The sequence below is a fragment of the Massilia sp. 01N417 genome, assembly GCF_056399645.1.
Genome location: NZ_JBFTRS010000029.1, coordinates 21159 through 33855, shown reverse-complemented (window position 1 = coordinate 33855; position 12697 = coordinate 21159). Strand labels below are relative to the sequence as shown.

Here is a 12697-nt window from a genome sequence, read left to right as displayed (position 1 = left end):
ACGGCGTGACATTTACGGTTTGACGAACTTGAGGGTCATGCGGTCGCTTTCGCCGATGGCCTGGTATCTGGCGCGGTCCTCGTCACGGTTGGTGAGGGTCGGCGGCAGGGCCCAGACGCCGCCCTTGTGGTCGGCCTTGTCCTTCGGGTTGGCGTTGATCTCGGATTTCCCGGCCAGCTTGAAGCCGGCGCTTTCGGCCATCCTGATCACATACGACTCGTGGATGTAGCCGCTCGTGGCCTTGGCATCCTGCGGCATGGATTCCGGCAGGCGGTGGTCGGTCACGCCCAGCACGCCGCCCGGCTTCAGGCTGGTGTACAGCGCCTTGAACATGTCCTTGACCTTGTCGTCGCCCAGGTCGACGAAGTTGTGCACGTTGCGGAAGGTGAGCACCATGTCGACGCTGTTCGGCGGGGCGAAGTCGTAGATGCCCTTTGGCGGATTGAAGGCGCCCCGCACGACCTTGTCATACACCGCCGGGTTGGACTCCAGCATCGTCTTGGAGATGAGGCCGGCGCCGATCAGTTTGCCGTCCTGGCGCAGGTAGGGGGCCAGGATTTCGGTGTACCAGCCGCCTTCCGGCAGCAATTCGACCACCGTCATGTTCGGCTTGATGCCGAAGAAAGTAAGCGTTTCGTAAGGATGGCGCCAGGTGTCGCGCGCCACGTTGGCGCTTGAGCGGTGGCTGCCGGCGATGGCCGCGCGTAGCTGGGCGTCGTCGGTTTGGTTGGCGGCCAGCGCCGTGCCGGCCAAGCCTGCCAGTACGGCGGCCAGGATGAATCGTTTCATGTCTCGGTCTCCAATGTCGGTGGGGCATCGGCGCCATGCCGTGCCGCCCGCCGATCATCGGCCAGGCCCTAGTTGTCGTCAAGTAAAGATTGTATATGCATTAAGCCTGTCCGACCGGACACCCGCCGGACACAGGGCGGACGCGTCCCGCGCGGACACTGTCCGCCCCGGCCGCGCTGGCAACCAAGACCCAGGCGCCTGGCATAAAGATTGCCTATTCAAAAACTTTACTTGCTGCTATGGTTCAGCAGATAAAGAAGAAGTAAAGCGCAGCACAACAAGAGCGGTCCGCCCGCCGGACCACTGTCCACCTCAGGAGACGTCATGGAACGCCGTACCTTCCTCAACATCAGCGGCCTGGCTTTCGGCACGATGCTGGTGCCCGTATTCGGCCGCGCGATCGCCGCCGAAGAGCTGCTCAATCCGATGCCGGTCGCGGCCAAGAAGCTGCTGGCCGACACCGCGCTGAACGCCGCCACCAAGGCCGGCGCCAGCTACTGCGACGTGCGCATCGGCCGCTACCTCAACCAGTACGTGATCACCCGCGACCTGAACGTCGAGAACGTGGTCAATACCGAGTCGGCCGGCATCGGCGTGCGCGTGGTCTGCAACGGCGCCTACGGCTTCGCCGCCACCAACGACATGAGCCCGGACGGCGTGGCCGGCGCGGCGCGCCAGGCGGTGGCGATCGCCAAGGCCAACGCCAGGCTGCAGCTTGAACCGGTGCAGCTCGCCCCGGTCAAGGGCGTGGGCGAGGTCTCGTGGGCGACGCCAGTGCAGAAGGACTGGCGCACGGTGCCGATCAAGGAGAAGGCCGAGCTGCTGATCGCCGCCAACAAGGCCGGCATGGAAGGCGGCGCGACCTTCATGAACTCGATGCTGTTCCAGGTGAACCAGCAGAAGTACTTCGCGTCCACCGACGGCTCCTACATCGACCAGGACATCCAGCGCATGTGGGCGCCGCTGACCGCCACCGCGGTCGACAAGGGGACCGGCAAGTTCCGCTCGCGCCAGGGCCTGTCGGCGCCGGTCGGCATGGGCTACGAATACCTGGCCGCGCGCAAGGAAGACAAGATCAGGGCCGCCGGCGGCGTCGCCACCCTGTACACGAAATCCTATGACATCGTCGAGGACGCCCGCGCCGCCGGCCGCGACGCCAAGCGCAAGCTGACCGCCAAGAGCGTCACCCCGGGCAAGTACGACCTGGTGCTGTCGCCCGAACACCTGTGGCTGACGATCCACGAATCGGTCGGCCACCCGACGGAACTGGACCGCGTGCTGGGCTACGAGGCCAACTACGCCGGCACCAGCTTCGCCACCCTCGACAAGTGGGAGACCAGGAAATTCAACTACGGTTCGCCGCTGGTGAACATCGTGGCCGACAAGGTCACCCCGGGCTCGCTGGGCGCGGTCGGCTACGACGACGAAGGCGTCAAGTGCAAGCGCTGGGACATCATCAAGGACGGCATCCTGGTGAACTACCAGGCCACCCGCGACCAGGCCCACATCATCGGCGAGAAGGAATCGCACGGCTGCTCGTATGCCGACAGCTGGAGCAATGTGCAGTTCCAGCGCATGCCGAACGTCTCGCTCCAGGCGGGCAAGAAGAAGATGACCCCGGACGAGATGGTCAAGGACGTCAAGAAGGGCATCTACATCGTCGGCGACGGTTCGTTCTCGATCGACCAGCAGCGCTACAACTTCCAGTTCGGCGGCCAGCTGTTCTACGAGATCAACAACGGCAAGATCGGCCAGATGCTGGAAGACGTGGCCTACCAGTCGAACACCCAGGAATTCTGGAACGCCTGCACCGCGCTGTGCGACGAACGCGACTGGCGCATGGGCGGCTCCTTCTTCGACGGCAAGGGCCAGCCTCCGCAGATTTCCATCGTCTCGCACGGCGCGGCTACCACCCGCTTCAACGGCATCAACGTCATCAACACCGCCCGCAAGATCGGCTAAGGCAGGGAGCACACCACATGACCATCCTGACCCAGGAACAAACCAAACGCATCTGCGACCGCGTGCTGTCGCTGTCCAAGGCCGACGAATGCAGCGTGACCGTGAACGGCAGCCGCCAGGGCAATATCCGTTTCGCGCGCAACGCCGTCTCCACCGCCGGCCTGGCGGAAGATACCAACATCGCCGTGCAGGTCGCCTTCGGCAAGCGCCAGGGCGTCGCCACCATCAACGAGTTCGACGACAAGTCGCTGGAAAAGGCCGTGCGCCGCGCCGAAGACCTGGCGCGCCTCGCGCCGGAGAATCCGGAATTCATGCCGGCCGTCGCCAAGCAGAACTACCGCGCCTCCGAGACCTTCAACAAGAAGACCGCGGCCATCGATCCGGAATACCGCGCCCAGGCCGCCGCCTACGCGATCGAAGCCTGCCGCAAGAACAAGCTGGTGGCCGCCGGCTTCTTCACCGACAGCACCTCGTTTACCTCGGTCGCCAATTCGAACGGCGTCTACGGCCACCAGGACGAGACCGGCCTGGACTTCACCTGCACCGTGCGCACCGAAGACGGCCGCGGTTCGGGCTGGGTCAAGCGCACCGCCACCGACGCTGCCCGTTTCGATCCGCGCGAAGCGGCCGACGTGGCGATCGAGAAGGCGCTGCGCTCGGTCGACGCCAAGGCGCTGGAGCCGGGCCGCTACACGGTGATCCTGGAGCCGGCCGCGACCTCCGACCTGATCGGCTACATGCTGTCCGGCTTCGACGCCCGCCAGACCGACGAAGGCCGCAGCTTCCTGTCGAAGAAGGGCGGCGCCTCGCGCCTGGGCGACAAGCTGTTCGACAGCCAGGTCAACATCTGGGCCGACCCGTGGAATCCGGACGTGCCGGTGCTGCCCTGGGACACCCAGAACCTGATCGCGCGCGAGCGCATGGACATCATCAAGGACGGCAAGGTCAACGCCCTGAACTACTCGCAGTACTGGGCCAAGAAGAAGGGCGTGAAGCCGACCGCGACGCCGGGCAACATCATCATGGCCGGCACCGACAAGTCGACCCTGGACCTGATCGCCAGCACCAAGAAGGGCATCCTCGTCACCCGCACCTGGTACATCCGCATGGTCGACCCGCAGTCCGTGCTGCTGACCGGCCTGACCCGCGACGGCACTTTCTACATCGAGAACGGCAAGATCAAGTACCCGATCAAGAACTTCCGCTTCAACGAGAGCCCGGTGACCATGCTGAACAACATCGAGGAAATCGGCAAGCCGGTGATCATCGGCGGCGACGAAGCGCCGTTCCAGATGGCGATTCCGCCGATGAAGGTAAGGGACTTCAACTTCACTTCGCTGTCCGACGCTGTGTAATACACGGCGTGGGCACGGGGTGCCCACCCTACGTTATCGTGGTTCGTAGGGTGAGCTCCCCGAGCCCACGCGCATGGAGAATCAATGGAACGCCGTACCTTCCTGACCTTGGCCGCCGGCACCGCCGGCGCCATGCTGGTCCCCGTCTTCGGCAACGCCATCGCCGCCGAAGAGCTGCAAAGCAGCATGCCCCTCAGCCTCAAGAAGGCGCTTGCCGATGCCGCCCTGAACGCGGCCACCCGCGCCGGCGCCAGCTATTGCGATGTGCGCATCGGGCGCTACCTGAACCAGTTCATCAACACCCGCGACCTGGCCGTGCAGAGCGTGACGAATACCGAGTCGAGCGGCGTCGGCGTGCGCGTGATCGCCGACGGCGCCTACGGTTTCGCCGCCACCAATGCGATGAATCCGGACGCCGTCGCCAACGCCGCGCGCCAGGCGGTGGCGATCGCCAAGGCCAACGCCAGGTTGCAGACCGAACCCGTACGCCTCGCCCCGGTCAAGGGCGTGGGCGAGGTGGCATGGGCCACGCCGATCAGGAAGGACTGGCGCACCGTGCCGGTCAAGGAAAAGGCCGAGATGCTGATCGCCGCCAACAAGGCTGGCCTGGACGCCGGCGCCAACTTCATGACGGCCAACCTGTTCCAGGTGAACCAGCAGAAGTACTTCGCCTCCACCGACGGCTCCTATATCGACCAGGACATCCACCGCCTGTGGGCGCCGCTGACCGCCACCGCGGTCGACAAGGCGACCGGCAAATTCCGTTCGCGCGCGGGGCTGGCGCCGCCGGTCGGCATGGGTTACGAATACTTCGACGTGCGCCCCGAGCACAAGCTGCAGGCCGCGGGCGGCGTCACCACCCTGTACAAGGGCGGCTACGACATCGTCGAGGAAGCGCGCAACGCCGGCCGCCAGGCCCGCGAGAAGCTGGGCGCGAAGAGCGTCGAGCCGGGCAAGTACGACCTCGTGATCGCGCCGGAAAACCTGTTCCTGACCATCCACGAATCGGTCGGCCACCCGACGGAGCTGGACCGCGTGCTGGGCTACGAGGCCAACTACGCCGGCACCAGCTTCTGCACGCTGGACAAGTGGGAAACCCGCAAATTCAAGTTCGGCGCGGACAACGTCAACTTCTTCGCCGACAAGAGCACGCCGGGCTCGCTGGGCGCGGTCGGCTACGACGACGAGGGCGTGCAGCCGAAGCGCTGGGACATCATCAAGGACGGCGTCCTGGTGAACTACCAGGCCACGCGCGACCAGGCCCACATCATCGGCGAGAAGGAATCGCACGGCTGCTCCTACGCCGACAGCTGGAGCAAGGTGCAGTTCCAGCGCATGCCGAACGTCTCGCTGGCGCCGGGATCGGCGCGCCTCACGCCGGACGAGATGGTCAAGGACGTCAAGAGAGGCATCTACATCCTCGGCCGCGGCTCCTACTCGATCGACCAGCAGCGCTACAACTTCCAGTTCGGCGGCCAGCTCTACTACGAGATCAAGGACGGCAAGATCGGCCCCATGCTGGAAGACGTGGCTTACCAGTCGAACACCCAGGAATTCTGGAACGCCTGCAGCGCCATCTGCGACGAACGCGACTGGCGCATGAGCGGCTCCTTCTTCGACGGCAAGGGCCAGCCGAGCCAGGTCAGCGCGGTCTCGCACGGCGCGTCGACCACCCGTTTCAACGGCGTCAAAGTGATCAACACCGGTCGCAAGATCGGATAGGAAGGGACGGACATGAAACACCTGAACCAGGATGAGGCCAAGCGCATCTGCGACCGTGTGCTGTCCTTCTCGAAGGCCGACGAATGCAGCGTCGCCATCAACGGCAGCCGCCAGGGCAATATCCGCTTCGCGCGCAACAGCGTCTCCACGGCCGGCCTGAACGAAGACCAGCGCCTGACCGTCACCGTCGCCTTCGGCAAGCGCCAGGGCACCGCATCGGTGAACGAATTCGACGACAAGTCGCTCGAGCAGGCCGTGCGCCGCGCCGAGGACACCGCGCGCCTGGCGCCCGAGAATCCGGAATACATGCCGCTGCCGGACAAGCAGGCCTTCAAGGCGAGCGGCGAGTACTTCGCGCCGACCGCGGCGATCGATCCGGACTACCGCGCCGAGGTGGCCTCGCAAGCGATCCTGGCGGGCCGCAAGAACAAGCTGGTCACCGCCGGCTTCTTTACCGATACCACCGGCATCGAGACCATCGCCAATTCGAAGGGCCTGTTCGGGCACCGCGAATTCACCCGCCTCGGCTTCACCTGCACCGCGCGCACCGAGGATGGGCGCGGCTCCGGCTGGGTGACCCGCTCGGCCAGCGACGCCAAGCGCTTCGACGCGCGCGAGGCAGTCGACGTCGCCATGGAAAAGGCATTGCGGTCAATCGACGCCAGGGCGCTGGAGCCGGGCCGCTACACCGTGATCCTGGAACCGGCCGCGGCTTCCGAGCTGGTGGGCCGCATGTTCGGCGGCTTCGGCGCGCGCCAGGCCGACGAGGGCCGCAGCTTCCTGGCGAAGAAGGGCGGCGGCAACCGCCTGGGCGAAAAGCTGTTCGACGAACAGGTCAACGTCTGGTCCGACCCCTGGGACCAGGACGTGCCGGTCAGCCCCTGGGACAGCGGCTCGATGCTGGCGCGCCAGCGCCGCGACCTGATCAAGGACGGCAAGGTCGCCAGTCTCGAATACTCGCGCTACTGGGCCCAGAAGCAGGGCCAGGCACCGACCGCGCGCGCCGGCAACATGATCATGGCCGGCGGCGGCAAGTCGCTCGAAGAGCTGATCGCCGGCACCAAGAAGGGCGTGGTGGTCACCCGCACCTGGTACATCCGCATGGTCGATCCGCAATCGCTGCTGCTGACCGGCCTGACGCGCGACGGCACCTTCTACGTCGAGAACGGCAAGATCAAGTACCCGATCAAGAACTTCCGCTTCAACGAAAGCCCGGTCGCCATGCTCAACAACGTCGAGGAGCTGGGCAAGCCGGTGATCGTCGGCGGCGAAGAAGTGTCGTACCAGATGGTGATTCCGCCGATGCGGCTGCGCGACTTCAACTTCACTTCCCTGTCCGACGCGGTCTGAGTTTCGTGGCCAATTACGACTTCTACTTCACGCGCCTGATGTACGAGTCGGGCGACTGGGATGTGGACATCCGCATGCCCAGCAACGTGCTCAACTCGCTGGTCGAATACACGACCCTGCGGGTGGATCCAGCCGAGCGCGTGATCGCCCTGTCGGATCCGAAGATGCTGCAGGCGCCATTCTGCTACCTGGCCGGGCACAAGCTGGTGCAGTTCACGCCCGCCGAGCGCCGCAACTTCGAGCGCTACGTGAAGGGTGGCGGCTTTGTCTTCGTCGACGACTGCAACCACGACATCGACGGCCTGTTCGCCAAGTCCTTCGAGGCCGAGCTGGCGAAGATGTTCGGCCCGAAGGCCCTGAAGAAGATTCCGAATACGCACCGCCTGTATTCGAGCTTCTTCAAGTTCGACGGCCCGCCGAACACCGCGGTGGAATTGAACGGCTGGGGCGACGACCTGGTCCACGAATACCTGCGCGCCATCGAAGTCAATGGCCGCATCGGCGTGCTGTATTCGAACAAGGACTACGGCTGCGAGTGGGATTACGACTTCCGCAACAAGCGCTGGCTGGCGGTCGACAACACCCGCTTTGCGGTCAATATCATTCAATACGCGTTGGGAGCATAGCAAGTGGGTCAAGCATGGACTGAGAACGAGATCGCGGACCTGGTCGCGAAAGTCGACGACCTGAAACGGAGCATGGGGCAGGTGATCATCGGCCAGAAGGACGTGATCGGGCTGCTGGTGACCTGCCTGCTGGCCGGCGGCCACGCGCTGGTCGAGGGCGTGCCGGGCCTGGGCAAGACCCTGCTCGTCAAATCGCTGGCCCAGGCCACCGACATGCAGTTCCGGCGCGTGCAGTTCACGCCCGACCTGATGCCCTCGGATATCGTCGGCACCGAGATCCTCGAGGAAGACCAGGCCACGCGCCAGCGCGTGTTCCGCTTCCAGCCCGGTCCCGTATTCACCCAGGTGCTGCTGGCCGACGAGATCAACCGCGCACCGCCGAAGACCCAGTCGGCCCTGCTGGAAGCGATGCAGGAACGCTCGGTCACCTTCGCCGGCCAGACGCACAAGCTGCCGAAGCCCTTCTTCGTGCTGGCGACCCAGAACCCGATCGAGCAGGCCGGCACCTATCCGCTGCCGGAAGCCCAGCTCGACCGCTTCCTGCTGCGCATCGACGTCGGCTACCCGACCGAGGACGAAGAGATCGCGATGGTCGGCGCCACCACCCATGCCGGCCTGCGCGACGCCGAACCGGCGATGACGCTCGACACCTTGCTGCGTCTGCAGCAGCTGGTGCGCGACATCGAAATCGCCGATCCCATGCTGCGCTACGCGACCCGGCTGGTGCGCGCGACCCGTCCAACGGAGTCGCCGGTCGAGGCGATCCGCAAGCACATCGGCTGGGGCGCCGGTCCGCGCGCCGGCCAGGCGCTGGTACTGGCGTCGAAAGCGCGCGCCCTGATGCACGGCCGCCTGGCGGTTACCCGCGAAGACATCGGCGCCATGCTGCTGCCGGTGCTGGCCCACCGCGTGCTGCGCAACTTCGAGGCGGAAGCGGACGGCATCCTGATCGCCGACGTGCTGGCGGCGTTGCGCAACGAAGTACGGATAGCCTAAGTGGCCGGATTGGCGAGCGCCGCGCTGGCGGCGCACACGGGCAAGCTCGATCTCGCGATCCGCCACGTGCTGGCGGGGCTGGGCCACGGCATCCACGCCGGGCGCGAGCGTGGCGCCGGCGTCGAGTTCTCCGAGTACCGGGCCTATGCGCCCGGGGACGAGTGGCGCCGCGTAGACTGGAAGCTGATGGCGCGCGCCGACCGATATTATGTGCGCGAGGCCGAGCGCGACAGCCATGTCGCGGTCTGGCTGGTGCTGGACGCCACCGCCTCCATGCTGGAACCGAGCCGCAGCATCGACGGATTGGACAAGCTGGGCTATGCGCGCCTGCTGCTGGGCTGCGTGGGCGCGATCGCCCAGCGCCAGGGCGATGCCTTCGGCCTGGTCGTCTGCCAGGGCGAGCGCGCCCACTTCACCCCGGCCGCGCGCGGGCCGCGCCAGCTACAGCGCGTGCTGTCGCAACTGGAGCGCCTTGATGCCGCCGGCACGCTGCCCGGCAGCGAGGTGCTGCGCGCCAGCCTGCATTTCGCGCGCGCGCCCAGCGTGGTCTGCGTGGCCGGCGATTTCCTGGAATGGCCTTCGCCGCTGTCGGAAGCGATGGTTCGCCTGCGCAGCATGCGCCACGACGTGCGGGCGCTGTGCCTGCAGACCGAGGCCGAGATCGCGGCAAGCTTCGATACGGCGCAGGCCTGGCGCGACCCGGAAGGGGACGGGAAACTGTTCCGCTTCGGAGCCGACGTAAGGGACGGCTATGCGCGCCAGCGCGACGACCATTTCGCCATGATCGCCCAGCAGTGCCGCTCGCACGACATCCCCTATGTGGCGGCGCCGATCGAGCGCGCACCGGGCGAGGTCTTGCGCGCATGGTTGCGGACGCGCGGAGGGCGCGCATGAACAGCCTCTGGTGGTGGGCGCTGCCGATACTGCTGCTGCCGATCCTGTGGCACCGGCAGAAGCGCGAACAGACGCGGGCGCTGCCGCTGGCGACGGCGCGCTTCCTGCCGGCCTCGAAGCCGGTGCAACTGCGCGTGTGGAGCTGGGACGAGGTGCTGCTCCTGATCCTGCGCTGCCTGCTTCTGCTGGCCTTGATCGCGCTGCTGGCCGACCCCGTGCTGCCCTGGCGCGGCGACAGCGTGCTGGTTGTGCCCGGGACCGACCCGGCCTTCGTCGACCGGCAGGCGCGCGCCGCCGGCCTGGCGGATGCGCGCCGCATCGACTTGCCCGGACGCGAGGGCTACCGCTGGCTGCACGAGCATGAGCGCGAATTCAAGCCGCAGGCGCGCCTGCTGCTGGTCGGCGACGTGGCGATGCCGGCCGCACTGCCGCGCCTGCGCCACCCGCTCACGGTGCGCCCCCAGGCCGCGCCGGTGGCGCCGCTCGAACAGCATGTGGCCGTGTACAGCCGCCGCGCGGACGAATGGCGTACCCTGTTCGGCGCGCCCGGCGGCGCGCAGCGCTACGTCATCGACGAGCAGGCCGGCCCCGGCACCGGACTGGTGATCTGGGATTTGCCGGAGCCGCCGCCGGCCGGCCTGCGTGCGCCGCTGTGGTGGGTGGCAGACACCGCCGCCTTCCCCGAGCTGCAAACGGCACCCCAGGCCGGCGGCCTGCATTACCTGGACAGCCAGCGCGGGCGCCTGTGGAGCGCCGCCTGGCTGCCGCCACGGGACGCCGCCGCCGCGCGCATCATGTTCGAAACCTGGCAGCGCCTGCATGTCGGCATCCGGCCGCACACCGCGCCTGCGCAGGCGCCCGCTGTCGATGCGCGCGCGCCTGCCGGCCCGGTCGGCGGCGCCTTGCGCGACGTGCTGGCGACGGCGCTGCTGGTCCTGTTTGCCCTGGAGAGGATGGTGACCCATGTCCGCCGGCGCTGATATCTTCGGGCGCCTGATCGGTCCGATCTGGCGCGCCGCCTTGCTGCGCCGCGCCGGCCTGTGGGTCGCGGGCGCGCTGCCCTGGCTACTGCTGCGCTCCGGCCCCGGCCTGCTGGCCTGGTCGGCGTTCTGCGCCTGGGACGGCTTGCGGCTGCAGCGTCGCGTCGCCCACGGCTGGGTGGCCTGGCTGGACGGCGCGCTGCCGGAAATGGAGGACAGCGCCGCGCTGCTGCTGCATGCCGATTCGCCTGTGGCGCAACTGCAGCGCCAGCGCCTGCTGGGCCGCATCGAGGCCAGCCTGACGCGCGCACGCATCCGCGCCATCGTACGCGAGCACGTATCGTTCGGCCTGCCCTGGATGGCGGGGAGCCTGGCGCTGGCGGCATTGACCTGGGGGGCAAGCTTGCTGCCGCATGGCGGCCAGCCCGCCGCCGCCGGTCTGCCGGGTGCGAAAGCCGGCACCGCCGCGCCGGCCGCCGCCGCCTTGATCGTGAAACTGGCGCCGCCGCGCTACACCGGTGTGGAAGCATCGAGCTCGGCCCCGCGCGACCTGCAGGCGCCGGAGCAGACCGCGGTCGAGTGGTGCCTGAAGCAGCCCGCGGCCGGCGTGCTCGAGACCATCGAGCTGAGCGACGGCCAGATCTTCCAACTGGGGACTGAATGCGCACGCTGGACCGCCACCGAATCCATCTTCTGGCGCTGGCGCGGCGCCCGCTACACGCTGAAGGTGCTGCCGGACCAGGCACCCGAAATCGTGGTGACCCAGCCGAACGAGATCATCAAGGAACTGGCGCGCGATGCCAGCCAGGCGGCGATGGCGGTGTCGGTGCGCGACGACTACCAGGTGAAGCAGGCCACCCTGCACCTGACCCTGGCGCGCGGCAGCGGCGAGAACATCCGCTTCAGCGACCGCGAGCTGCCGATTCCGTCAGGGTCCGATCCGCGCCGGCGCGACTGGAGCAAGCACTGGACCCTCGGCGAACTCGGGATGGAGCCCGGCGACGAACTGTACTTTTTCGTCCGCGCCACCGACAACGCGTCCAGGCCGCATACCGTGCAGTCGCCGACCTACACGCTGCGCCTGCCGGCGCCGCCGCAGGACCAGGACCAGGACGTCTCGGCGCTGCCGGTGATGGTCAAGCCGGAGAGCCTGCGCAGCCAGCGCCAGATCATCATCGACACCGAACAGCTGATCGCCGACATGCGCGCAGGCGATATGAAGACGAAAAAGATGGACACCGCCACCGTGCGCGAGCGCAGCGAAACCATCGCCGCCGACCAGGGCGCGCTGCGGCGCCGCTACGGCCAGTTCCTGGGCGAGGAATCGACCCTGTTCGGCAAGGACGATCACGACGGTGATCACGGCAGTGAGCACGGCAGTGAGCACGGCAGCGGCCATGGCAAGCCGCAGGACGTGCTGCACGAGTTCGGTCACGCCCATGACCAGGCCGAGAACGCGACCCTGTTCGACGAGGCGACCAAGAAGATCCTGCGGCGGGCGCTGTCCGCGATGTGGGATGCCGAGAACGCGCTGCGCGCCATCAACCCGAAGACGGCGCTGCCGCCGGAACACAAGGCGCTCGACGCGATCAAGGAATTGCAGCAGTCCGAACGCATCTACCTGCACAAGACGGCGTTCGCGCCGCCGCCGATCAAGGAGGACAAGCGCATGACGGGCGACATGGCGGGCGCCGCCGGCAGCAAACGCGAACAGTCGCCGGCGCCCGATGGCGTGCCGGCCGAGCTGCGCGAGCTGGTGCGGACCCTGGGCGGCGACGGTCCATTGCCGGCGCTGTGGAGCCGCACCGCCCACGATTGGGTGCGCGAGCGCATCGCCGCCGACGAACAGCGACTGGCCGCCCAGCGCGCGATCCAGGACGTGGCCGACGGCTGCCTGGCCTGCCGTCCGGTGCTGCGCGCCTGGCTGCGCGGCGCCGTGCATGAGGCGAAGGTAACGCTGCAGGCCACGCCGCAGGTCGAGACGCCCTTCGAGCGCGCCGCGCGGGCAGGTGTGCGATGAACT

10 protein-coding genes are annotated in these 12697 nt (G+C 67.3%); 9 read left to right on the top strand and 1 reads right to left on the bottom strand.

What is annotated here, in order from left to right:
- Nucleotides 1–12: 12 nt before the first annotated feature.
- The gene (locus tag AC1DOQ_RS24235) at nt 13–789 is read right to left on the bottom strand and encodes a class I SAM-dependent methyltransferase (RefSeq protein ID WP_477370050.1); all 777 of its coding nucleotides are present in this window, start codon (nt 787–789) and stop codon (nt 13–15) included.
- 324 nt (nt 790–1113) lie between these two features.
- Here AC1DOQ_RS24235 and AC1DOQ_RS24230 point away from each other — a divergent pair, with 324 nt between their 5' ends.
- The 9 genes from AC1DOQ_RS24230 to AC1DOQ_RS24190 all read left to right on the top strand — a co-directional run bounded on the left by AC1DOQ_RS24230 (nt 1114) and on the right by AC1DOQ_RS24190 (nt 12694).
- Nucleotides 1114–2751 (top strand): TldD/PmbA family protein, encoded by a 1638-nt coding sequence (locus AC1DOQ_RS24230; RefSeq protein WP_477370047.1) that lies wholly within the window; start codon nt 1114–1116, stop codon nt 2749–2751.
- Between the two features lie 17 nt (nt 2752–2768).
- Nucleotides 2769–4106 carry a TldD/PmbA family protein gene (locus AC1DOQ_RS24225; protein ID WP_477370044.1) on the top strand — a complete coding sequence of 446 codons (1338 nt, stop codon included), beginning with the start codon at nt 2769–2771 and terminating at the stop codon, nt 4104–4106.
- Between the two features lie 84 nt (nt 4107–4190).
- Nucleotides 4191–5828, top strand: a complete 1638-nt coding sequence (locus AC1DOQ_RS24220; RefSeq protein WP_477370042.1) for a TldD/PmbA family protein — start codon at nt 4191–4193, stop codon at nt 5826–5828.
- 12 nt (nt 5829–5840) lie between these two features.
- Nucleotides 5841–7178, top strand: coding sequence for a TldD/PmbA family protein (locus tag AC1DOQ_RS24215; RefSeq protein WP_477370039.1), 1338 nt, complete (start codon nt 5841–5843; stop codon nt 7176–7178).
- 5 nt (nt 7179–7183) lie between these two features.
- On the top strand, nt 7184–7804 hold the full coding sequence (locus tag AC1DOQ_RS24210) for a DUF4159 domain-containing protein (RefSeq protein WP_442124167.1): 621 nt from the start codon (nt 7184–7186) through the stop codon (nt 7802–7804).
- A 3-nt stretch (nt 7805–7807) separates the two neighbouring features.
- Complete coding sequence (locus AC1DOQ_RS24205) at nt 7808–8800, top strand: AAA family ATPase (RefSeq protein WP_477370036.1); 993 nt, start codon at nt 7808–7810, stop codon at nt 8798–8800.
- Entirely contained in the window at nt 8801–9694 is an 894-nt protein-coding gene (locus AC1DOQ_RS24200; protein WP_477370032.1) for a DUF58 domain-containing protein, read from the top strand.
- Nucleotides 9691–10674 carry a BatA domain-containing protein gene (locus AC1DOQ_RS24195; RefSeq protein WP_477370029.1) on the top strand — a complete coding sequence of 328 codons (984 nt, stop codon included), beginning with the start codon at nt 9691–9693 and terminating at the stop codon, nt 10672–10674. Before AC1DOQ_RS24200 ends, AC1DOQ_RS24195 begins: the two co-directional genes overlap by 4 nt.
- Nucleotides 10658–12694, top strand: coding sequence for a hypothetical protein (locus AC1DOQ_RS24190; protein ID WP_477370026.1), 2037 nt, complete (start codon nt 10658–10660; stop codon nt 12692–12694). Before AC1DOQ_RS24195 ends, AC1DOQ_RS24190 begins: the two co-directional genes overlap by 17 nt.
- Nucleotides 12695–12697: the final 3 nt, after the last annotated feature.